Source organism: Anoxybacillus ayderensis (assembly GCF_000833605.1).
GTDB lineage: Bacteria > Bacillota > Bacilli > Bacillales > Anoxybacillaceae > Anoxybacillus > Anoxybacillus ayderensis.
Genome location: NZ_JXTG01000009.1, coordinates 1 through 21,014, shown reverse-complemented (window position 1 = coordinate 21,014; position 21,014 = coordinate 1). Strand labels below are relative to the sequence as shown.

Below are 21,014 nucleotides of genomic sequence, written 5' to 3'. Positions count from 1 at the left end.
TCTTTTTGTTTCAAACGGTTATCGTGTCCACATGAGAGGAATAGTATAAATAAGAAAAGAAGAGATGGGGGATGATGATGGGACGATTTGTTATTTATATGATTGCATACGTTGTTATGGTTATTGTGAATATCATTGCTGAGCGGCTTCCGTTAAATGGTCAGACGACAGGGGAAATATCGCGAAAAGCGGACGTCTTATTTACTCCGGCAGGGTATGTATTTTCGATTTGGGGTCTCGTTTACATCTTACTGGCAATTTGGATTTTAAGACAAGTTCCTCTTTCACGCCGCGACTTGCCTATGTATCGCGAAGCGCTCGTCCCTTTTGTTATTAGCTGTATATTGAATGCGTTATGGATTGTTGTGTGGCATTATGAATATTTTTTCTTTTCGGTTATTGTGATGCTTTCTCTTCTTTTGACGCTGATATGGTTATATAAAGCGGTCAAACGTACGAATCCACGTTTTTTTGACCTTTTGCCATTTTCTATTTATTTAAGTTGGATTAGTGTTGCGACGATTGCCAACATTTCCTTTGTTTTAAAATACAACGGTTGGAACGGATTCGGATTATCTGATGCATTTTGGGCAATCGTTATGTTACTTGTTGCGACAGCTTCAGCCCTTCTTTTCATGCGCCGACAAAGCGATTACGTGTATCCACTTGTGTTCGTTTGGGCGTTTGTAGGCATCGGGGTGAAAAACCAAGGGACTGCGTCGCTTGTTGCGTACGTTTCATTTTTACTGGCGGTAGTTATATTAATTAGCACAGCATCTTTATACAAAGAAAAAACATAATCGCCCATATTTGCCTATGGGCGATTTATACATATTTATGTATCGCTTCATGAAATTGTTTTTCCATGTCTTTGTCATGAATAAGTTTTTTGAAGTGTGTTTTTGAAAATAAATATGTAGTGATGCTAGGATCTTTTAACATATGTTTTATTGTGTTTCGATCGAACGTTTTTTGCGGTGCAATAATTCCTATTTTTTACAGATGTTTTAATTTTCGTTTTGCGGTGAGATAACTAAACTGACCGAGCAACAAAAAATCGAACAATCCACCTAACATTTCAAAACATAACTCGAATAGCATCCCCATCTTTCCCTCCGTCCTTTTTGTTATTTTTGATATATGATATCCTCTAATATTTTTGCGCTATTTTTATTTAACGTACCAACATTTTCTTCGGGGTCATTACTTATAATCGTTGCTCCGATGTCCGTATGTTCAAACCATATGCGATACTGAATGACTTTTTCAGACATCTGTTGTTTTCCTTGTTTGAATATAATAAGTTTTGCATCTTCTTGTCTTGCCATTTTCACCTTTATTTGTCGATTCCATTTGATTTGCTCCAGTACGCGTTGTAGCTCCTCTAATGTTTTTATGTCTGTTATTTCTTTTTCGGATGATGTTTTTCCGTCAGTATAAATGATTACGTTCGCTTTTGTTATGACATCGTCTTCTTTTTGGATTAAGTAAAAAAGAAATGTTCCAATGATTACCAACAGAACAATCCACATATTCTTATACATTTGATTTCCTCCATATTCCTAATTGGATAATATTTGGTTCATCACCACAACATGTACTTGACAAGCGATATGTTATCCTGGACAAGGATTTGCAAAAATCATTGACTTACTGATTTTTTCCTTACAAGCGCGAGTGGGACATGTTACGAAAAAATCAAGCACAACCTTTGGTGAATAACCTAATATTTTATCATGATCGACTAGTTTTTTGAACAAAGAAAATGTGAGAAGAAGCTTATAGAAGCAGAAGGAATTGAAGTGAATTTTTATGTTATCATACATCGTTAAATGGTATGTAACTATTCAGCACATGAAATAACTAATGCCCAATTCTTTCGCCACCGTTTTGTATTCCATGCCTTCTTTCAAATATAAATCCACAGCTTTCTTTTTAAATTTTGCATCATATGTTTTTCGTATTTTCCCCATAGAAAAATCCCCTTATAGTAGACAGATTAATTGCCTTTCTTTTTTTCTGTCTATTATAAGGGGATTATATCATTTTCTATTCAACAAGAAGTATATGATGTTAGATTATATAACAAAAAATTAAAACATAATACAATTTTCTGAATTTTTTGTTGACTTAACAAAAAAAGATTATGTATAATGTTAGAGAATATTACATCTAATGTTATTAAATATAACAGAAAGGAGGTGAAGAAAAAAGGAATCTTCTCACCGCCATGAGAAGATTCCCACAAATCAGGCATTACATACGTCGGTATGTGCCTGATTCTAATTATATCATAAATAATTAGAATCTTGTAAGGGGTGTTTACATGAAGTTAAAAGGGAATGGATTGAAATGGCTCGGTTTGTTTTTATGCGGAAGTTTATTGGCGCTGAGCGGATGTGCTGCATCATCGGCAGTCGATGAGGCGAAAGAAAAGAAGAAAGAAAGCAGTACATCGGAAACAAGCGACACTGTCAAAGTAGGGATACTTCACTCATTAAGCGGCACGATGGCTATTAGTGAGGTATCGCTGCGAGATGCGGAATTAATGGCGATTGAAGAGATTAATGAATCTGGGGGGTTATTAGGAAAGAAAATTGAGCCTGTCATTGAAGATGGCGCCTCAGACTGGCCAACGTTTGCGGAAAAGGCGAAAAAGCTACTACAGAAAGATAAAGTAGTGACAATCTTTGGTGGATGGACATCAGCGAGCCGTAAAGCAATGCTTCCAGTAGTAGAACAAAACAATGGCTTGCTTTGGTATCCAGTTCAGTATGAAGGGATGGAGTCTTCACCAAATATTTTTTATACAGGTGCCACGACGAACCAACAAATCGTTCCGGCGGTAAGCTGGTTGTTACAAAATAAAGGAAAGAAATTTTTCTTGCTTGGTTCGGATTATGTGTTCCCGCGCACGGCAAATAAAATTATTAGAGCTCAATTAAAAGCGGAAGGCGGGCAATTGGTCGGTGAAGAATATACGCCGCTTGGCCATACAGATTATAGCACGATTATTAGCAAAATTAAAGATGTGAAGCCAGATGTAGTGTTTAACACGCTAAACGGGGACAGCAATGTTGCGTTCTTCAAACAATTAAAAGATGCCGGGATTACACCAAAGGATTTAACGGTTATGTCTGTGAGCATCGCCGAAGAAGAAATTCGTGGAATTGGCGGTGATGTATTGGCCGGCCATCTTGCGGTATGGAACTATTTTCAGTCAACGGACACACCGGAAAACAAAGTATTTGTAGAAAAATATAAAAAGAAGTATGGAAAAGACCGCGTCACAAGCGACCCGATCGAAGCAGCGTACTTTGCTGTTCATTTATGGGCCGAAGCGGTAAAAAAAGCCGGCTCGTTTGATGTAGATAAGGTGAAAAAAGCAGCAGATGGCATCGAGTATAAGGCGCCTGGCGGAACGGTAAAAATCGACGGAGAAACACAACATACATGGAAGATTGTGAGAATAGGAGAAATCCAACCGGATGGTCAATTTAAAGAATTATGGAATTCTGGGGAAGCTGTTAAGCCAGATCCTTATTTAAAAAGCTATCCATGGGCAAAAGACTTGATGAATTAAATACATTTGTGGGAAAGGGGTTATGCTCCTTTCCTCTCCTAAAAGAAAGGGGGTATTTCCTTGTCAGTTTTTGTGACACAATTGTTTAACGGTTTAAGCTTAGGTTCGATCATGCTTTTCATTGCCATCGGGTTGGCGATTACGTTTGGGTTAATGGGCGTCATCAACATGGCTCATGGCGAATTGATTATGGTGGGAGCTTATGCGACGTACGTTGTTCAACAGTTTTTTGCGCAATATGCACCGCAATCGATGGACTATTATTATGTCATCGCTATTCCTGTCTCCTTTTTTGTTTCTGCTCTCCTTGGTTTAGGATTGGAAAAATCGTTAATTCGCCACCTATATCACCGGCCATTGGATAGTTTACTGGCAACGTGGGGAGTGAGTTTGATTTTACAGCAAATGGCGCGGACGATTTTCGGTGCGCCCAATGTGGCGGTACTTCCTCCCAAATGGTTAGATGGCGGGGTTCATGTTGCGGGAATGGTGTTTCCGTATAAACGGTTGTTCATTTTAGCATTTGTCGCCGTGTCAATCTTTGTACTTTATATGTATTTAAATAAAACAGCAGCTGGCCGAAGAATAAGGGCGGTTACACTTAACCGGGATATGGCCGCATGCCTTGGCATTTCTACGCAAAAAGTAGACGCATACGCTTTTGCGATCGGATCCGGCTTTGCGGGTTTGGCAGGTTGTGCATTAACGCTGCTCGGTCCGATTGGTCCAACGATCGGAACGTATTATATTGTCGATGCATTTATGGTCGTTATTTTAGGGGGAGTAGGGAAAGTAATCGGAACAGTTTTAGGGGCATTTGGAATCGGATTGATTGGTACATTGACCGAATATTCGACAAGTGCCACGATGGCAAAAGTGATTACGTTTGCGTTGATTATTGTCTTTTTGCAATGGAAGCCTTCTGGACTTGTGAGCATGAAAACGAGATCACTCGATTAAGGGGGGGACAAAAATGATCAAAAAGAACTGGATGTATTGGATGTTTTTTCTTGCTTTGTTTTTAGCGCCGTTTTATTTAACAGAATTTCGTTTGTCGCTGCTTGGGAAATTTCTTTGTTTTGCGATGATTGCGATCGGCATTTCTTTAATTTGGGGCTATACCGGCATTTTAAGTTTAGGTCACGGTGTATACTTTGGCTTAGGAGCTTATTGTATGGCGATGTATTTAAAACTGGAGGCTTCCGGTGGTCGGTTACCCGACTTTATGGAATGGAGCGGTGTAAACAATCTACCTTGGTTTTGGAAACTGTTTGAACATCCAATCATCTCCATATCTTCCGCCATTATCGTTCCGGTGCTTCTAGCGATGTTTTTAAGCTATTTTACGTTTAGAAACCGAATCAAAGGTGTTTATTTTTCATTATTATCCCAAGCGATCGTGGTTGTTTTTGTGACGTTATTTATCGGAAAGCAAGAATGGACCGGGGGAACAAACGGGTTAACGAATTTTTCTACCGTTTTTGGGTTCTCGCTATCTTCTCCTCTTACACAAATCGTTCTTTATTTATTAACCGTTGTTTTGCTTTTGTCGATGTTTCTTTTCTCTCGCTGGTTAACGAGGAGTCGATTCGGTCGGGTGCTTGTTGCGATTCGGGATAGTGAAAACCGGGTCCGCTTTTTAGGATTTAATCCGACTACGTATAAAGTGTTTGTATATAGCCTTTCCGCTGCTTTTGCTGGAATAGCAGGAGCGATGTTTGTGCTGCAGGTAGGGCTTATTTCTCCGGCAATGATGGGAATTATTCCTTCCATTGAAATGGTGCTATGGGTTGCCGTCGGCGGAAGAAGTTCGTTAATCGGAGCGATCATCGGTGCCATTGTGACGAACGGTGCGAAAAGCTTTTTTAGCGAAAATTATCCTGATATATGGCTGCTGTTTTTAGGGGGATTATTTATTGCTGTCGTGCTGTTTTTGCCAAACGGGCTAGCAGGCGTATATCAGTCTGTTAAACAACGAAAAAAACAAGGGGAAGTGAGAGCAAATGAAGCCAGTTCTCATGTGCTGCAGCGTGTCAGTAGATTTTGACGGGTTTTATGCGTTGCAAGGAGCTGATTTGAAAGTTTATCCACATGAAGTACGATTTTTAATCGGGCCAAACGGAGCGGGAAAGACGACGCTATTAGATGTGATTTGCGGTAAAACAAGGGCAAGCAGCGGAAAAGTGTTATTTTACTCACACGATATTACCGATATGCCGGAACACAAAATTGTACAGCTTGGCATTTCTAGGAAATTTCAAAGCCCATCGATTTTTCATCAGTTGACTGTATGGGAAAACATGGAACTGGCTTTAAAACAAGATCGCGGGCTATTTGCTGTTTTACGGGCAAAGATGTCAGAGGCAGATCGGGATATGATCATCACGTTATTACAACGTATCGAATTACTCGATTATGCTGATCAAAAGGCTGGTTCTCTTTCACACGGCCAGAAGCAGTGGCTCGAAATCGGCATGCAGCTGATTCAGTTTCCTCAACTGTTGCTGCTTGATGAACCGATTGCAGGAATGAGTGCCGCGGAACGGGAACGCACAGGGGAATTGATCCATGAAATTGCTCGCGATTGTGCAGTTGTGATTGTCGAACATGATATGGATTTTGTGCGTCGTTTTTCAAAGCAAGTGACGGTGATGCATGAAGGGAAAGTATTGTGTGAAGGGACGATGGAAGACATTCAGCAAAATGAAAAAGTAGTCGAAATTTATTTAGGAAGAGAGGAGAAAGCGTGTTAAGCGTTCGAAATATGGCAGCCGGATATGAACAAAGCGTTGTGTTAGAAAACGTAAGCATGGACGTACAAAAAGGATGTGTGACGGCAGTGCTAGGGCGAAATGGTGTCGGAAAAACGACGCTTATGAAAAGCATCATCGGATTGATCAAACCGATGAGTGGCAACATCGAATGGGAGGGTGAGGATATTACATCATTGCCGCCGGAACAGAGGGTAAGAAGAGGAATTGGATATGTTCCTCAGGGTAGAGAAATTTTCCCTTCGTTAACGGTCGAAGAAAATTTATTGTTAGGATTCGAGGCGCTTCCTAAAAAAATCAATTCGTCACACGTTTTAGAAGAGATTTATGAATTCTTTCCTATATTAAAAGACATGTTGCATCGAAAAGGAGGAGATTTAAGCGGTGGGCAACAGCAGCAACTTGCCATTGCCCGTGCGCTGATTGGACAGCCAAAGCTGCTTTTGCTTGATGAACCGATGGAAGGCATTCAGCCATCGATCGTACAACTGATTCGTGATGTTATCATGAAAATTGCAAAAGAAAAAATGGTCGGAATTGTACTTGTCGAGCATAGCCTAGATTTAGCTTTTTCATGCGCCGACTACTTTTACATTTTCGATCGCGGCATAGTTGTTGCGCAAGGGCATGTGAGTGAAACGAGCATGAGTGACGTTCAGCGGTTTTTAACCGTATAAGTCGAACGTAATGAATAAGGAAGGTGGGAGAATATTGAAATTAACTGCACGTGAACAGGAGAAGTTGCTTATTGTCGTAGCGGCGGATCTCGCACGCCGCCGCAAAGAAAGAGGGGTGAAGCTAAATTATCCCGAAGCAGTAGCGCTTATTACATATGAAATTTTAGAAGGTGCGCGAGATGGGCGTACGGTGGCGGAGTTAATGAAATACGGGACAACGATTTTATCTCGCGATGATGTAATGGAAGGGGTGCCAGAAATGATTGAAGACATACAAGTGGAAGCCACATTTCCCGACGGCACAAAGCTCGTGACGGTTCATCAGCCAATTCGTTGAAGGGGGGATACGATGATTCCAGGAGAATATTTGTTAAAAGAAGATACGATCGTTTGTAATCGCCATAAACCGATTACAAAACTGATCGTGACAAATCGTGGAGATCGTCCGATTCAAGTTGGATCTCACTTTCACTTTTTTGAAGTGAACTCGTTTCTTGAATTTGACCGCCAATCGGCATATGGGAAACACTTAAATATTCCAGCAGGGACGGCGGTGCGTTTTGAGCCTGGTGATGCGAAACAAGTGGAATTAGTCCCGTTTTCCGGGGAGCGCCGTGTTTACGGATTGAATAATCTGGTCAACGGACCGCTTGATCGAGATAAGAAAGGGGGAGTAAGTGGATGAGTTTTCAAATGCCGCGAAAACAATATGCGGACATGTTTGGACCGACAACAGGAGATTGTGTCCGTTTAGCGGATACCGATTTATGGATTGAGATTGAAAATGATTTTACCGTTTATGGGGATGAAGTGAAATTTGGCGGCGGAAAAGTCATCCGCGATGGAATGGGGCAACATCCGCTTGCCACGCGTGCGGAATCGGTAGATTTAGTGCTGACGAATGCAATCATTGTAGATTACACGGGAATTTATAAAGCAGATATTGGGATTAAAGATGGCAAGATTGCCGCGATCGGGAAAGCGGGCAATCCGTTGTTAATGGACGGGGTAGATATGACAATCGGAGCATCGACAGAAATTATTGCTGCAGAGGGGAAAATTGTCACTGCAGGAGGAATTGACGCCCATATTCACTTTATTTGTCCGCAACAAATCGAAACAGCCTTGTCATCGGGGATCACGACAATGATCGGCGGCGGAACAGGACCGGCGACAGGCACAAATGCGACGACGTGTACTCCCGGGGAATGGAACATCCATCGCATGTTGGAAGCTGCCGAAGCGTTTCCCATGAACCTTGGATTTTTAGGAAAAGGCAACGCATCGGCGAAAGAGCCGTTGGCGGAACAAATTCGTGCAGGAGCCATTGGCTTAAAGCTTCATGAAGATTGGGGGACAACAGCGGCGGCCATTGATGCGAGTTTGCAGGTCGCGGACGAATATGATGTGCAAGTGGCGATTCATACCGATACGCTGAATGAAGGGGGATTTGTCGAAGATACGTTACGGGCGATTAACGGGCGCGTCATTCACACATATCATACGGAAGGAGCGGGCGGGGGACATGCGCCGGATATTATTAAAGTAGCGAGTTTTCCAAATATATTGCCTTCTTCTACAAATCCAACGCGACCTTATACAAAAAATACGTTAGATGAGCATTTAGATATGCTGATGGTTTGTCATCACTTAGACCCGTCTGTCCCGGAAGATATTGCATTTGCTGACTCGCGCATTCGTAAAGAAACGATTGCGGCGGAAGATATTCTCCATGATTTAGGCGTTTTTAGCATGATCAGCTCTGATTCGCAAGCGATGGGACGCGTCGGAGAAGTGATTTTGCGCACATGGCAAACGGCGGATAAGATGAAGAAACAATTTGGAAGACTGCCAGAAGAAAAAGGAAGAGGTGATAATTTTCGAGTGAAGCGTTACATTGCCAAATATACGATTAATCCGGCGCTTACCCATGGGATTGCGAAGTACGTCGGATCGATCGAAGTGGGCAAATTAGCCGATTTAGTCGTTTGGCATCCTGCATTTTTTGGTGTAAAACCGGAACTTGTTTTGAAAGGTGGAATGATTGCCTATAGCGTAATGGGAGATCCAAATGCCAGCATTCCGACTCCGCAGCCGGTCATGTATCGACCGATGTTTGCGAGTTATGGAAAAGCTTTATATAGAACTTCTATTACATTTGTATCGAAAACAGCTTTTGAACTTGGAATCTCGCAACAACTTAATTTACAAAAAATGATTCAACCGGTAGAGCACATTCGCAACTTGTCGAAAAATGATATGGTGTATAACAGTGCGATGCCAAAGATTGATGTGGATCCGCAAACGTACGAGGTAAGAGTCGATGGAACACTTATTACGTGTGAACCAGCCGAAGTTGTTCCAATGGCTCAACGATACTTTTTATTTTGAGGAGGTCAAGCATGATTGTCGAAAAAATTATTGGAAATATCCGAACATTAGATCATTTCCCGCCACACATGGAACGTGTATATATGGATAGCGATGACTTAGTGAAACGCATTCAACGAGTGGTGACGGATCATGGAACCGAAATAGGCATTCGTTTACACGAGGCAAAGGAATTAACCGATGGCGATATTTTATTCATGAATGAGAAAAACATGATCGTGGTCAGTGTCCTTCCTGATGACTTGTTGGTTATTCGCCCGACATCGATCAAGCAGATGGGGGAAATTGCGCATCAGCTTGGGAACCGCCATTTGCCTGCACAATTCGAAGGAGAAGAAATGCTCGTTCAGTACGACTACTTAGTAGAGGAGCTTTTAAAACAGCTACATATTCCGTACCAACGGGAAAAGCGAAAAGTAAAGCAAGCATTTCGTCATATAGGACATAGCCATGCTGGATAAGCTATTGCCTTTATTGCAACTATGCGATTCCAATTTTCCTTCTGGAGCATTTTCGCACTCCTTTGGATTTGAAACGTACATTTACAACGAAAAAATCAACAACGAGAAAACGTTCCGTGAGGCGCTTTGTGCTTATATTCGAACGCAATTAACGTATATAGACGGCTTGGCATGCCGCTTAACGTATGATTTTTTACAGAAACAATCAAAAGATGATGTATCGCGGTTAAATGAAATGTTGGCTGCGCTTTGCCTGGCGAGAGAAACAAGAGAAGGAACGCGGATGATCGGGGAACGAATGTGGAAGCTTTGCCGTGAAATTTATTCTTTTGAGATATGGAACGATGATAAAGAAAAGCGAGATTACATTCATCCAGCCATTGTGTTTGCGATTGTGTGTGATCATTTAGAGATCCCTAAAGATATAACGGTTTTATCGTATTTATATACATCTGTCCAAGCTCTTGTTCAAAATGCGGTTCGCGGCATTCCGCTCGGCCAGACCGATGGGCAACGGCTGCTCGTTTTTGTCCAACCTTATCTAATTGAAGCGGTTCAAACCATTGATGCTTTAACCGAAGAAGATCTAGGCGCTGTAACGCCGGGGCTAGAAATTGCCCAAATGCAGCATGAACAGCTTTCTGTCCGCTTATTTATGTCTTAATGTTAGAAAAAGGAGATGGAATAAAAGATGGAACCAGTAAGAATTGGAATTGGGGGCCCGGTTGGTGCCGGAAAAACGATGCTTGTTGAAAAACTGACGAGGGCGATGCATCGTGAGTTTAGCATCGCCGTTGTAACGAATGATATATACACAAAGGAAGATGCGCAGTTCTTAGTGAAACATAGTGTATTGCCGGAGGATCGGATTATCGGGGTGGAAACAGGGGGATGTCCTCATACCGCTATTCGTGAAGATGCTTCGATGAATTTTGCGGCAATTGATGAGTTGAAAAGACGACATCCGGATGTTGACCTTATTTTTATTGAGAGCGGTGGCGATAATTTGGCGGCTACGTTCAGCCCCGAGCTTGTTGACTTTTCGATTTATGTCATCGATGTGGCGCAAGGAGAAAAAATCCCACGTAAAGGTGGACAAGGAATGATTAAATCCGATCTATTAGTGATTAATAAAATTGATCTTGCTCCTTATGTCGGGGCTAGTTTAGAAGTGATGGAAAGAGATGCAAAAGCGGCACGCGGAACGAAACCAGTTATTTTTACGAATTTAAAAGAAGAAATTGGATTGGATGAAGTGGTCGAATGGATGAAAAAGCAAGTATTATTGGTAGGGTTAGAGGAATGAACTGGTCGGGCTTGTTGCAATGTACGGCCGTGGAGAAAAATGGCCGTACGATTGTTTCTGATTGCTATTATGAAGGGGCTTTTAAGCTAGCCCGGCCCATCTATCTTCACCCTTCCCAGCCAACGATTTACTTGATGCATGTAGGAGGAGGGTATGTCGACGGAGACCGATATAAGACGGAGATCTCTTTGCAAAAACAAGCAAGGATGATTGTGACAACGCAGTCGGCAACGAAAATTTATAAGACGGTGAAGATGCCGGTACAACAATATACATCGTTTTTCCTTGATGATCAAAGTGTGCTCGAATTTTTCCCTGATCCGGTTATCGCTTATGAAAAAGCGAAATTTTATCAAGAGACGACTGTGTATATGAAAGCAAGTGCGACGTTTATATATGGAGACATTATAACGCCTGGCTGGTCAGAAAGCGGAGATCTGTTTCGCTACGACTGGATTCGTTCGAAATTAAAGATCTATCACGAAGGTCATTTAAAGTTATTCGATCACCTTTATTTAGAACCAAGAAAAGGAATTACTGACATTTTTCAAATGGAAGGTTATACTTATATCGGATCTCTTTTTGTCGTTAGTCCTTTGATCACCAAGGACGTTCTTAAAAAATTGGAAAAGATTGCAGCGCATTTCCCTAACGAAGCCCATTTTGGATGGTCCACTCCGACCGTTCCGGGACTTGTTGTTCGTATTTTAGCCCGTGAAACGTACATCATTGAAGTCATTTTTCAACTCATCCACCAATTGATTCGAGAGGAATGTTTTCAGGAAGGACCGATTTTTTTAAGAAAGTACTAAAAAGAGAAGGGGATGGAACATTAGTGAACACCGTATGGCCGACATTGCTTTTTGGATTTATTTTAGGGCTCAAACATGCCACAGAGCCGGACCATGTCATTGCTGTATCAACGATTGCCAGCCGCACAAAGAAGCTTTCGCTTTCGTCACTTGCGGGGATTTTTTGGGGAATTGGCCACACCACAACATTATTTGTCGTCGGAATGATCGTCATCGGGCTGGAACAACAAATACCGGAAACCGCAGCGATGTGGCTGGAACTAGCCGTCGGAGTGATGATCGTCGTTTTAGGGATTACGAGTTTTCGCTCAGCGTACGTAGTTTCTAGCAAAAAAGAAGTAGATATAAGTCATTTGCATCTGAAGTCTACGATGATTGGTATTGTTCACGGGTTAGCCGGCAGCGCTGGAATGGTGCTTTTGACGTTAACGACTGTCGATACACGATTGCAGGCGGTATTATTTATATTGATATTCGGTGTCGGAACGGTTATGGGAATGATGCTATTTACGACATTTCTTGGTTTACCATTTATTTGGATGAAACGTAAACAAATAGTTTTCCAGTTTACCATCAAAGCCGTTTCGTTGATTAGTATTGTATATGGTTTATATTACATGTATCGCATAAGTAGTGAAATCATTGTTTAATCGTTTGTAAGATTCGAAATGACAATTATTGAACAAGTTCAGTGTGTTGATTCGCCAATAAACACCAATTGAAGCTATTCATCATTGATCTAGCCTCCAGCGGAAAGGAAGTATTTTAAAAATGTTCATTTCCACCCTTCCGCTGGTGATGTGCTTTGTTGGCGTCATAGACGTCTATTTAAACCTTGATAATAAGGTAATCACCGTTTTTCATTTTTACTACATTTGCCTTCAATGCTTTTGCAATATCTTGTTGTTATCATTTTTTGTTGTTTCTCATTCTCCGCTCACAACGCTAGCTGGCTCCCACCTAAAATTTGTTCTTTCTTTAATGTATAGTTAGGTTGTTCGTAGCTACTGTGCAGTCACCTATCACAACTCCACAAGGGTATGTCGTCCCTCCACATTTTCTCCATATTTTTTCTGCTATAATGAAGAAAAACGCCAGTAAGGAAGGAATATTTGTGAGAAACCTTTCATTTAAGTTAGGGCTATTATTTTTTGTCTTTGTGTTAGGGATTGAAACCGTTTTATTTGTCGCTCTATATATGACGCTTGTTCATGCGAAGGTTGACGAAGAGTTTGAACAATTGCTCGCAAGAGGGAACAATCATCGAGCGGTATTAGAAAGTCATTACGATGAAGTGACGTTAGAACATGTCGTCATGATGGAGTCGGAAGCGGAAACGGATGTCGTCATTACAGATGCGAAAGGGAATATTTTATATTTTTCCGATCACATTTTGCCGTTTGCGAAAAAACTCATTCCTTATACTGATACCCTTCACATTCCTCATAGTGGAATGGTGGTGCAAAAAAACTGGAAAAACGAATCGTATATTGCCACCGCTAGCCCGATTCGGATGGACGGCAAGATAAAAGGATATGTATATATGTTTCAGCGGACGGCTTCTATTCAAAATATGATTGCTAAATTAAAATATCATTTTCTCGTTGTCGGCATTGTTTCCGTCTTTTTGACGATTTTGACGATTTTTTTCTTATCAAGAGTCATTACGATTCCACTTATTCGCATGAAACAAGCGACCGAGAAACTAAGCAAGGGGGATTTTTCTGTCCGCCTGCAAGTGAAAGGGGAGGACGAGCTAGCGCAACTCGGAAAAGCGATCCAAACACTTGCGACCGATTTGGAATATTTGAAAAAAGAACGAAACGAATTTTTAGCGAGCATTTCGCATGAACTGCGCACCCCGCTCACATATGTGAAAGGATATGCGGACGTTGCGCGCAGACCGAATATTGCTGAAGAGGAACGAGCGAAATATTTGTCCATTATTTATGAAGAAGCAGAGCATATGCAAAAATTAGTGAAAGACTTGTTTGAGCTCGCGAAAATGGATCAACATTCGTTTCAAATTAAGAAAGAGCGAACTCCACTATGCCTTTTTTTGAAAAAAATATACGAAAAAATGTATCCTGCATTTCAGACAAAAAATATGTCGCTTGTCTATCACTGTGATGCAAACGTTACCGTCCATATCGATCAACAGCGGTTTGAACAAGTGATGATGAATCTTTTGGACAATGCGTTAAAATATTCTCATCAAGGTTCTACTGTTTCTATTGATGTGAAAACAGAGAAAAAGAACGTCATCCTCATCATTTCTGATGAAGGAATCGGCATCCCTGAAAAAGATTTGCCACATATTTTTGAACGGTTTTACCGAGTGGATAAATCAAGATCGAGAACAGGCGGGGGTACAGGGTTAGGTCTGGCGATTGCCAAAGAAATTGTCGAAGCGCACGGCGGTTCGATTCATGCGATAAGTCAATTTGGAAAAGGGACAAGCATGATCATTACGTTGCCGAGGAGTGAATGAAGGTGTATACCGTTTTACTGGTTGATGACGAAAAACGAATGTTGGATTTATTGGAGCTGTATTTAATCCCAAACGGGTATCGTTGTGTGAAATGCGAGTCAGGGCAGTCCGCTGTTCGCTATTTAGAAAATGATGAAGTAGACATTGTGTTGCTTGATGTGATGATGCCAGAGATGGACGGATGGGAAACGTGCAAACAAATCCGTAAGTTTTCAAACGTCCCGATTATTATGGTCACCGCAAGAGATGCGACGACAGATGTTGTCCAAGGACTAAAAATCGGCGCAGACGATTATATTACAAAACCGTTTGACGAATCCGAATTGCTTGCAAGAATGGAGGCGGTATTGCGTCGTTCTGTAGGAAAACAAACGAAACTCGAGTTTCACGGCTTAGTTTGGGATGAAGCGCAACATAAAGCCCAATATGTCGGGCACGATATTTTTCTCACGCCAAAAGAGTTTGCCATGTTAGGGCTTTTTCTCAAAAATCCAAACCGCGTATTTAGCCGCGAACAGCTGATCGTGACATTATGGGGGTATAACGCCAATACAGAAGAACGGACAATTGATTCGCATGTGAAAAATATTCGCGAAAAGCTCCGCCAAGCTGGTTTTCCAATCGATGAATTTTTGCAGACCGTTTGGGGTGTAGGATATAAATGGGGGGGATAAGGTAAAAAGAAATGGAAGAGAAGCTCATTACACTATTTCATACATATGAAAGCGTTGCTTATCTCATCAGTATTGCGATCAATATTGTGATCAGTATTTTAGGCGTGGTACCGAGCGTCTTTCTCACTGCGGCTAACTTGGCGGTATTCGGTTTTTGGAAAGGCACTTTTGTATCGTTTGTAGGGGAAGCGGTTGGGGCGATTGTTTCTTTCGTTTTATATCGAAAAGGATTTCGCAAACTTTCGGAAACGAAATGGTTTTCCTATCCGAAAGTCAAACGTTTGCTTGCGGCAGAAGGGGTAGAAGCCTTTTCGCTCGTTTTATCTTTGCGTCTTCTTCCTTTTGTTCCGTCAGGACTTGTGACGTTTGTGTCAGCGATTGGGCGCATGTCACTCCTTCTTTTTCTGGTCGCCAGCTCGCTTGGAAAGCTTCCAGCACTTTTGTTAGAGGCATATTCGGTGTATCAAGTGATGAACTGGACATGGCAAGGGAAAGTGATACTGGCGCTTATATCTGCTTTTTTATTGATGTTTACTTGGAAAAGAATTGCTCAAAAAAAGGGGTAACTTCCATATATTTTCTAAATGTTTCTATGAACGTCGTACAAAGGAGAGTCGACCGTGATAGGATGTCAAAGCCAACGGTACCGTGAGTGCAAGCGATTATTCCATTACCGCGAAAGTGTATTTTGTAGACGGAACGACTCAAACGTATACGGCTGATTTTCCGATCGGTACGCAAGATTGGAACCGTGCGGCCATTTCGATCCATCCGTTTAAGCCGATTGACAAAGTGGACGTATCCGCTATGTTCCGCGGAAACTACACAGGAACGGTCTGTTTTGACGCCATTCGTTTGATGGAAGGCAACGTCGTCACGAAAAACAAGCATGATGCCAATGGCAACTATGGGGAGGAAGAAACAGATGAAGCCGGGCATGTCACGAAAAAGAACTATGATGCCGTAGGAAATCTGTTGAGCGAATACGATGAGAAGGGACATCAAAGCCACCAAGCGAAGCGCGATAGAAAAAGCAAATTTCATGCAAAAAGGACTCTCTCTCTGTAATGATAATTTACAACATACGTTAATCACGTTATGCTATTAGTAGTTAAGATTTTTTATCTGGCAGGGGAAATTTTATGTTGCCGTATGAAGGAATTTGGGGAATTATAGAAAAAATTATTGAACATGGACCGGAAATCAAGACTTCTCGCAGATACAAAGGTTTTGATGAAGAACTTTTTGAGGAACTAAAAAATAAGGTAGAAGATTATTATTTAAATACAGCAGAATATCCAGATAAAATCGTTGAATTAATTAAACATATTCCTGAAATTGACTTTACTTACCGTTACAAGGATCCTGCATCAATAAAGCTGAAATTAGAACGTAATCAATTGACAAAACAGCTCTACAAAATTGCAAACGACATTTTAGGAATGCGATTTATTATTAAAGCAGAGACTACAGAGTTGAAACAGATAGTTCATGAATTTGTAACATGTTGTCCGTATGGACAAGATGCATGCAACATTGTTGATCAAACATTAGGGAAAACCTATGATGATGGGTATAAAGCTATTCACGTTTATGTAAGACCAAATAATTATGTTTTCCCTATTGAAATTCAATTTTGGACAAGAACACATGCATTATTGAATGAATATTTACATGAACAAATATACAAAATGGATAATGATCAATTAAATCAATATGCGTTGGATTTGAGTAAGTGGCTTGAAAGTGTTCCAATATTTCCTAATAGTGATGAAGTTGCAATTAAGTCATATGTAGACTATATTTATGAACAAGCATTTTCAAACAAATATTTACATGAAAACGATGAAGATATTGATGACGTTGACCAATATTAAAATGAGTAAAGTTAGGTATCAGTCGGGTATAATTCACGTATAAGTGAGGGAAATGAAAAATGAGCAAAGTTTATATTATTTCTGCTGCGGATGATAAATCGGTTATTCTGGAATTACCGTCAACAAAAGAGGCTAAAATAGCCTACAAATACATTCGTTCTAAAACACCAGAAGCAAGCATTGGAGTATATGGTGCAAGAGATCTTCAAACATTTAGAAGAACACAAAGGACAATCGGACCTGCTACTGTGACGAGATCAGTTGAAACTTTTGTGAAAGCTTTGAACCTGAAAGAAAAATATATCCGCCGTGAACCAAAGACCACCTTATAAAAGAGGTGGTTTTCTTTTTGTTTTGATTGTCATGCCTGAGTTCGACAGTGACTAGGCAAACCAAATGTCTCTCATCCGTTGATATAAAAGGGACGAGAGGCATTTGAGCATACTTCGGGCGTGTATCTAGGTGCGAGGATGGATGCCTAGAATATTCGGAGGAGGCTCCGGCCCTAGAACCACAAAGAGTTGAGTCTATTTGTCCGTTAGTTCGATTCGTTGAGAAAGGTCTCTGTTTACGGAATTTTTGTTTCACAAAAAATCTACCAAAAGTGAATAGACCATGGGAAAACGTTGACGATAATAATGTTGTCAACACTTCCATTGCTTTATATACCCATTACCGGTATAATGTAATTGAAGAGGTGATATTTGATGAGTCATTGTGAAGATCACAATATGGATAAAAAAATGGTTCCGCGCACGGAAGAAGAAATTGAAAAAATTGTGAATCGCTTAAAACGGATTGAAGGACAAGTGCGCGGCGTGCAAAAGATGGTCGAAGACAATCGGTATTGCATCGATATTTTAGTGCAAATTTCTGCAATTACGGCAGCGTTAAATAAAGTAGGATTGAACTTGTTAGAACGCCATGTCAGCCATTGTGTGTCGAAAGCGATCCGCGAAGGAAGCGGAGAAGAATCCATTCGTGAGCTAATGGATGTCATTAAGCAATTTTCAAAGTAAGGGAGGGAAATGGATGCGAACGGTGACACTAAAAGTGACCGGCATGACATGTGCCGCCTGTTCTGCCCGCATTGAAAAAGTGTTGAATAAAATGGACGGTGTAGAAGCAACGGTCAATTTAACGATGGAAAAAGCGACCGTTCAATACGACCCGAATAAATATACCATTGCAGACATTGAAGCAAAAATTGAAAAGTTAGGATATGGCGTTGCGACAGAAAAAGTGACGCTAGATATTGAAGGGATGACATGCGCAGCATGTGCGACACGGATTGAAAAAGGGTTGCATCGGATGGAGGGTGTGACAAGCGCTACGGTAAACTTGGCGACAAACAGTGCGGTGGTCGAATATAAAGAAGGCGTTACATCTGTCGAAGACATTTTAGAGAAAATTAAAAAGCTTGGGTATAAAGGGCAAATTCGCACCGAGGAACAAGACGATGCTGGTCGGAAAGAAGAGCGGCTTAAACAAAAACAACGGCAACTCGTTATTTCCATCATTTTATCGTTGCCTTTGCTTTATACGATGGTTGCCCATATGCCGTTTCATATCGGCTTGCCGATGCCGCATCTCTTGATGAATCCGTGGTTCCAGCTTCTTTTAGCGACACCGGTTCAGTTCTACATCGGCGGTCCTTTCTATGTCGGGGCGTACCGGGCGTTACGAAACAAGAGCGCGAACATGGACGTCCTCGTGGCGCTTGGAACATCAGCTGCATACTTTTACAGCTTGTACGAAGCTTTTCGGGCGCTTGGGAATCCTGCATATATGCCAAGATTGTATTTTGAAACGAGCGCTGTTTTAATTACGCTTGTGCTTGTCGGCAAATATTTTGAGGCGCTTGCGAAAGGGCGAACAACCGAAGCGATTTCAAAGCTACTTAGCCTGCAGGCAAAAGAAGCGACTGTCATTCGACATGGGAAAGAAATAAAAGTTCCGCTCGAGGAAGTGGTGATTGGCGATACGATCGTTGTTAAACCGGGAGAAAAAATTCCAGTAGACGGTACGGTCATTGCTGGATCTTCTTCCGTTGACGAATCGATGATTACGGGGGAATCCATTCCAGTGGATAAAAAGGAAGGCGACTTTGTCATCGGGGCAACGATTAATACAAATGGTGTACTAACTATTCGTGCAGAAAAAGTTGGAAAAGATACTGCACTTGCCAATATCATTAAAATCGTTGAAGAGGCGCAAGGATCGAAAGCACCGATTCAGCGAATGGCGGATACGATTTCCGGCATTTTTGTCCCAATTGTTGTCGGGATTGCTGTCGTTGCATTCATTATATGGTACTTCTTTGTTGCGCCAAACGATTTACCAAAAGCGCTCGAAGTCGCTATTGCCGTTCTCGTTATTGCGTGTCCGTGTGCGCTCGGTCTTGCCACGCCAACATCGATTATGGTCGGTACAGGCAAAGGTGCAGAACATGGCATTCTTTTTAAAGGGGGTGAGTACCTAGAAGGAACGCATAAAATCAACGCGGTCTTACTTGATAAAACAGGAACAGTGACAAAAGGAAAACCAGAAGTGACAGATGTGTTGTCGTTCCAAGAACATATGCTTGACTATGCCGTTTCCGCCGAGAGCGCTTCGGAACATCCGTTAGCGCAAGCGATTGTGGCGTATGGAAAAGCAAACGGAATTGTCGCGCAACCGTTGACGCATTTTTCTGCGCTCGTTGGACATGGAATTGAAGCAACGGTGAACGAAAAGCACGTGCTCATCGGTACGCGCAAGTTAATGAACGAACGTGCGGTCGATATTGCCGAACATGAGGAACAAATGATAAAGCTTGAAAATGAAGGAAAAACGGTCATGCTCGTTGCTATTGACGGACAGCTTGCCGGGATGATTGCCGTTGCAGACACGATCAAGGAAACGTCGAAACAAGCCATTGCGACATTAAAACAAATGGGAATCGACGTGTACATGGTAACGGGAGACAATAAACGAACAGCCGAAGCAATTGCGAAACAAGTCGGCATTGAACACGTATACTCAGAAGTGCTGCCAGAAGATAAAGCGAACATCGTTGAGGATTTGCAAAAACAAGGAAAACGAGTCGCGATGGTCGGCGACGGCATTAACGACGCTCCAGCTCTGGCGAAAGCGGATATTGGAATGGCGATTGGCACAGGCGCAGATGTCGCGATCGAGACGGCGGATGTGACGCTTGTTGGTGGCGATTTGCTGCATATTCCAAAAGCGATTGAACTGAGCCGACAAACGATGCGCAACATTCGGCAAAACTTGTTTTGGGCATTATTTTATAATAGCGTTGGTATTCCAGTCGCAGCGGCTGGTCTATTACAACCGTGGATCGCTGGGGCAGCGATGGCATTTAGCTCTGTATCTGTTGTGACAAACGCGCTTCGTTTGAAGCGTGTGAAAATATAAACTAGGGAGGAATAGATGATGACGATTACATTACAAGTACAAGGAATGACATGCGGACATTGCAAAGCGGCGGTGACAAATGCACTTCAAACGTTAGATGGCGTCAGCCGCGTCGAAGTACATTTGCAAGAAGGTACAGTCGATGTAGATTATGATGAAACAAAAGTAAGCGTAGAAAAACTAAAAGAAGCGATTGAAGAGCAAGGATATGATGTGAAATAAGGAAGAGAAAGGGTATTCCTATGTCGAAGGGTAACTATTCAGCCACCTCATAAAGTGAGCTGAATATTTTTTGGTTTTCCTGTCTATCATGTGAATACGGATAGACAAGGAGGTGAATCGCATGTTGACGGTACAACAAGCTGTATTTACGGTTGAGAGCTTAATCAGCAAAGTCCAACAACAAAAACAGCTCATTCATCAACTCATTCAAGAAAATGAACATTTGCGTCAAGAAAACAAACAGCTACGCAAAGAAAATGAACAACTGACATATCGCGTTCAAGAGCTGGAAGCACGCACGAAAAAAAACAGCTCTAATAGCCATTTGC

26 protein-coding genes and 1 pseudogene are annotated in these 21,014 nt (G+C 41.7%); 24 read left to right on the top strand and 3 right to left on the bottom strand.

What is annotated here, in order from left to right; all coding sequences use genetic code 11:
* The first annotated feature begins 77 nt into the window (after positions 1 to 77).
* On the top strand, positions 78 to 800 hold the full coding sequence (locus JV16_RS09075) for a TspO/MBR family protein (RefSeq protein ID WP_042535409.1): 723 nt from the start codon (positions 78 to 80) through the stop codon (positions 798 to 800).
* A gap of 327 nt (positions 801 to 1,127) precedes the next feature.
* Here JV16_RS09075 and JV16_RS09065 read toward each other — a convergent pair whose 3' ends face one another.
* Together JV16_RS09065 and JV16_RS09060 are read right to left on the bottom strand one after the other, a co-directional pair.
* On the bottom strand, positions 1,128 to 1,544 hold the full coding sequence (locus tag JV16_RS09065) for a hypothetical protein (RefSeq protein WP_042535407.1): 417 nt from the start codon (positions 1,542 to 1,544) through the stop codon (positions 1,128 to 1,130).
* A gap of 303 nt (positions 1,545 to 1,847) precedes the next feature.
* Positions 1,848 to 1,973 carry a transposase gene (locus tag JV16_RS09060; RefSeq protein WP_042535405.1) on the bottom strand — a complete coding sequence of 42 codons (126 nt, stop codon included), beginning with the start codon at positions 1,971 to 1,973 and terminating at the stop codon, positions 1,848 to 1,850.
* A gap of 353 nt (positions 1,974 to 2,326) precedes the next feature.
* Here JV16_RS09060 and urtA point away from each other — a divergent pair, with 353 nt between their 5' ends.
* The 13 genes from urtA to JV16_RS08995 are packed head-to-tail and all read left to right on the top strand — an operon-like array spanning position 2,327 to position 12,651.
* Positions 2,327 to 3,583 carry an urea ABC transporter substrate-binding protein gene (gene urtA / locus JV16_RS09055; RefSeq protein ID WP_042535403.1) on the top strand — a complete coding sequence of 419 codons (1,257 nt, stop codon included), beginning with the start codon at positions 2,327 to 2,329 and terminating at the stop codon, positions 3,581 to 3,583.
* Positions 3,584 to 3,643: 60 nt separating this feature from the next.
* Positions 3,644 to 4,543 carry an urea ABC transporter permease subunit UrtB gene (gene urtB / locus JV16_RS09050; protein WP_042535402.1) on the top strand — a complete coding sequence of 300 codons (900 nt, stop codon included), beginning with the start codon at positions 3,644 to 3,646 and terminating at the stop codon, positions 4,541 to 4,543.
* Between the two features lie 13 nt (positions 4,544 to 4,556).
* A complete protein-coding gene (urtC, locus tag JV16_RS09045) occupies positions 4,557 to 5,630 on the top strand; it encodes an urea ABC transporter permease subunit UrtC (protein ID WP_042535400.1) in 1,074 nt (357 codons plus the stop codon).
* Positions 5,587 to 6,336: an urea ABC transporter ATP-binding protein UrtD gene (urtD, locus tag JV16_RS09040; protein ID WP_042535398.1), complete on the top strand. Its 750-nt coding sequence runs from the start codon at positions 5,587 to 5,589 to the stop codon at positions 6,334 to 6,336. Before urtC ends, urtD begins: the two co-directional genes overlap by 44 nt.
* Positions 6,330 to 7,031: an urea ABC transporter ATP-binding subunit UrtE gene (gene urtE / locus JV16_RS09035; protein WP_042535396.1), complete on the top strand. Its 702-nt coding sequence runs from the start codon at positions 6,330 to 6,332 to the stop codon at positions 7,029 to 7,031. The genes urtD and urtE overlap by 7 nt, the downstream gene beginning before the upstream one ends.
* 34 nt (positions 7,032 to 7,065) lie before the next feature.
* Complete coding sequence (locus JV16_RS09030; protein ID WP_042535394.1) at positions 7,066 to 7,368, top strand: urease subunit gamma; 303 nt, start codon at positions 7,066 to 7,068, stop codon at positions 7,366 to 7,368.
* A gap of 12 nt (positions 7,369 to 7,380) precedes the next feature.
* Positions 7,381 to 7,716, top strand: coding sequence for an urease subunit beta (locus JV16_RS09025; protein WP_042535393.1), 336 nt, complete (start codon positions 7,381 to 7,383; stop codon positions 7,714 to 7,716).
* A complete protein-coding gene (gene ureC, locus JV16_RS09020) occupies positions 7,713 to 9,422 on the top strand; it encodes an urease subunit alpha (RefSeq protein WP_042535391.1) in 1,710 nt (569 codons plus the stop codon). Before JV16_RS09025 ends, ureC begins: the two co-directional genes overlap by 4 nt.
* Before the next feature lie 11 nt (positions 9,423 to 9,433).
* Positions 9,434 to 9,883, top strand: a complete 450-nt coding sequence (gene ureE, locus JV16_RS09015) for an urease accessory protein UreE (RefSeq protein ID WP_042535389.1) — start codon at positions 9,434 to 9,436, stop codon at positions 9,881 to 9,883.
* On the top strand, positions 9,873 to 10,547 hold the full coding sequence (locus JV16_RS09010) for an urease accessory protein UreF (protein WP_209428840.1): 675 nt from the start codon (positions 9,873 to 9,875) through the stop codon (positions 10,545 to 10,547). Before ureE ends, JV16_RS09010 begins: the two co-directional genes overlap by 11 nt.
* 27 nt (positions 10,548 to 10,574) lie before the next feature.
* Positions 10,575 to 11,189, top strand: coding sequence for an urease accessory protein UreG (gene ureG, locus JV16_RS09005; protein ID WP_042535387.1), 615 nt, complete (start codon positions 10,575 to 10,577; stop codon positions 11,187 to 11,189).
* Positions 11,186 to 12,001 (top strand): urease accessory protein UreD, encoded by an 816-nt coding sequence (locus tag JV16_RS09000; RefSeq protein WP_042535384.1) that lies wholly within the window; start codon positions 11,186 to 11,188, stop codon positions 11,999 to 12,001. The genes ureG and JV16_RS09000 overlap by 4 nt, the downstream gene beginning before the upstream one ends.
* Positions 12,002 to 12,024: 23 nt before the next feature.
* Entirely contained in the window at positions 12,025 to 12,651 is a 627-nt protein-coding gene (locus JV16_RS08995) for a HoxN/HupN/NixA family nickel/cobalt transporter (protein WP_042535383.1), read from the top strand.
* A 178-nt stretch (positions 12,652 to 12,829) separates the two neighbouring features.
* On the opposite strand, the gene JV16_RS16190 is transcribed toward JV16_RS08995, so the two are convergent.
* Positions 12,830 to 12,886 (bottom strand): hypothetical protein, encoded by a 57-nt coding sequence (locus tag JV16_RS16190; protein ID WP_420864992.1) that lies wholly within the window; start codon positions 12,884 to 12,886, stop codon positions 12,830 to 12,832.
* A 229-nt stretch (positions 12,887 to 13,115) separates the two neighbouring features.
* Here JV16_RS16190 and JV16_RS08990 point away from each other — a divergent pair, with 229 nt between their 5' ends.
* The 10 genes and pseudogenes from JV16_RS08990 to JV16_RS08945 form a co-directional block, all read left to right on the top strand.
* Positions 13,116 to 14,492 (top strand): HAMP domain-containing sensor histidine kinase, encoded by a 1,377-nt coding sequence (locus JV16_RS08990; protein WP_042535381.1) that lies wholly within the window; start codon positions 13,116 to 13,118, stop codon positions 14,490 to 14,492.
* Positions 14,493 to 14,494: 2 nt separating this feature from the next.
* Complete coding sequence (locus JV16_RS08985) at positions 14,495 to 15,166, top strand: response regulator transcription factor (RefSeq protein ID WP_042535379.1); 672 nt, start codon at positions 14,495 to 14,497, stop codon at positions 15,164 to 15,166.
* 11 nt (positions 15,167 to 15,177) lie between these two features.
* Complete coding sequence (locus JV16_RS08980) at positions 15,178 to 15,732, top strand: TVP38/TMEM64 family protein (protein ID WP_021096079.1); 555 nt, start codon at positions 15,178 to 15,180, stop codon at positions 15,730 to 15,732.
* 82 nt (positions 15,733 to 15,814) lie between these two features.
* Positions 15,815 to 16,234, top strand: a complete 420-nt coding sequence (locus JV16_RS08975; RefSeq protein ID WP_035063652.1) for a hypothetical protein — start codon at positions 15,815 to 15,817, stop codon at positions 16,232 to 16,234.
* Positions 16,235 to 16,308: 74 nt separating this feature from the next.
* The gene (locus tag JV16_RS08970; protein WP_042535377.1) at positions 16,309 to 17,043 is read left to right on the top strand and encodes a nucleotidyltransferase family protein; all 735 of its coding nucleotides are present in this window, start codon (positions 16,309 to 16,311) and stop codon (positions 17,041 to 17,043) included.
* Between the two features lie 59 nt (positions 17,044 to 17,102).
* Positions 17,103 to 17,375 (top strand): hypothetical protein, encoded by a 273-nt coding sequence (locus tag JV16_RS08965; RefSeq protein ID WP_021095624.1) that lies wholly within the window; start codon positions 17,103 to 17,105, stop codon positions 17,373 to 17,375.
* Positions 17,376 to 17,750: 375 nt separating this feature from the next.
* Positions 17,751 to 18,062: a metal-sensing transcriptional repressor gene (locus JV16_RS08960; RefSeq protein ID WP_042535375.1), complete on the top strand. Its 312-nt coding sequence runs from the start codon at positions 17,751 to 17,753 to the stop codon at positions 18,060 to 18,062.
* Between the two features lie 13 nt (positions 18,063 to 18,075).
* A complete protein-coding gene (locus JV16_RS08955; RefSeq protein WP_042535373.1) occupies positions 18,076 to 20,463 on the top strand; it encodes a heavy metal translocating P-type ATPase in 2,388 nt (795 codons plus the stop codon).
* 18 nt (positions 20,464 to 20,481) lie between these two features.
* Positions 20,482 to 20,685: a copper chaperone CopZ gene (copZ, locus tag JV16_RS08950; protein WP_035019187.1), complete on the top strand. Its 204-nt coding sequence runs from the start codon at positions 20,482 to 20,484 to the stop codon at positions 20,683 to 20,685.
* A 121-nt stretch (positions 20,686 to 20,806) separates the two neighbouring features.
* Positions 20,807 to 21,014, top strand: a pseudogene (locus tag JV16_RS08945) (IS66 family transposase); the annotation flags it as partial.

Excerpts from the sequence above, each read along its gene's own strand:
- urtC (WP_042535400.1), top strand. The coding sequence starts at position 4,557 with ATGATCAAAAAGAACTGGATGTATTGGATGTTTTTTCTTGCTTTGTTT.
- urtD (WP_042535398.1), top strand. The coding sequence starts at position 5,587 with ATGAAGCCAGTTCTCATGTGCTGCAGCGTGTCAGTAGATTTTGACGGG.
- JV16_RS09010 (WP_209428840.1), top strand. The coding sequence starts at position 9,873 with ATGCTGGATAAGCTATTGCCTTTATTGCAACTATGCGATTCCAATTTT.
- JV16_RS09075 (WP_042535409.1), top strand. The coding sequence starts at position 78 with ATGGGACGATTTGTTATTTATATGATTGCATACGTTGTTATGGTTATT.
- JV16_RS09065 (WP_042535407.1), bottom strand. The coding sequence starts at position 1,544 with ATGTATAAGAATATGTGGATTGTTCTGTTGGTAATCATTGGAACATTT.
- JV16_RS09000 (WP_042535384.1), top strand. The coding sequence starts at position 11,186 with ATGAACTGGTCGGGCTTGTTGCAATGTACGGCCGTGGAGAAAAATGGC.
- JV16_RS09060 (WP_042535405.1), bottom strand. The coding sequence starts at position 1,973 with ATGGGGAAAATACGAAAAACATATGATGCAAAATTTAAAAAGAAAGCT.
- JV16_RS09025 (WP_042535393.1), top strand. The coding sequence starts at position 7,381 with ATGATTCCAGGAGAATATTTGTTAAAAGAAGATACGATCGTTTGTAAT.
- ureC (WP_042535391.1), top strand. The coding sequence starts at position 7,713 with ATGAGTTTTCAAATGCCGCGAAAACAATATGCGGACATGTTTGGACCG.
- JV16_RS08980 (WP_021096079.1), top strand. The coding sequence starts at position 15,178 with ATGGAAGAGAAGCTCATTACACTATTTCATACATATGAAAGCGTTGCT.
- JV16_RS08970 (WP_042535377.1), top strand. The coding sequence starts at position 16,309 with ATGTTGCCGTATGAAGGAATTTGGGGAATTATAGAAAAAATTATTGAA.
- JV16_RS08965 (WP_021095624.1), top strand. The coding sequence starts at position 17,103 with ATGAGCAAAGTTTATATTATTTCTGCTGCGGATGATAAATCGGTTATT.
- JV16_RS08960 (WP_042535375.1), top strand. The coding sequence starts at position 17,751 with ATGAGTCATTGTGAAGATCACAATATGGATAAAAAAATGGTTCCGCGC.
- JV16_RS08955 (WP_042535373.1), top strand. The coding sequence starts at position 18,076 with ATGCGAACGGTGACACTAAAAGTGACCGGCATGACATGTGCCGCCTGT.
- copZ (WP_035019187.1), top strand. The coding sequence starts at position 20,482 with ATGACGATTACATTACAAGTACAAGGAATGACATGCGGACATTGCAAA.
- urtA (WP_042535403.1), top strand. The coding sequence starts at position 2,327 with ATGAAGTTAAAAGGGAATGGATTGAAATGGCTCGGTTTGTTTTTATGC.
- ureE (WP_042535389.1), top strand. The coding sequence starts at position 9,434 with ATGATTGTCGAAAAAATTATTGGAAATATCCGAACATTAGATCATTTC.
- ureG (WP_042535387.1), top strand. The coding sequence starts at position 10,575 with ATGGAACCAGTAAGAATTGGAATTGGGGGCCCGGTTGGTGCCGGAAAA.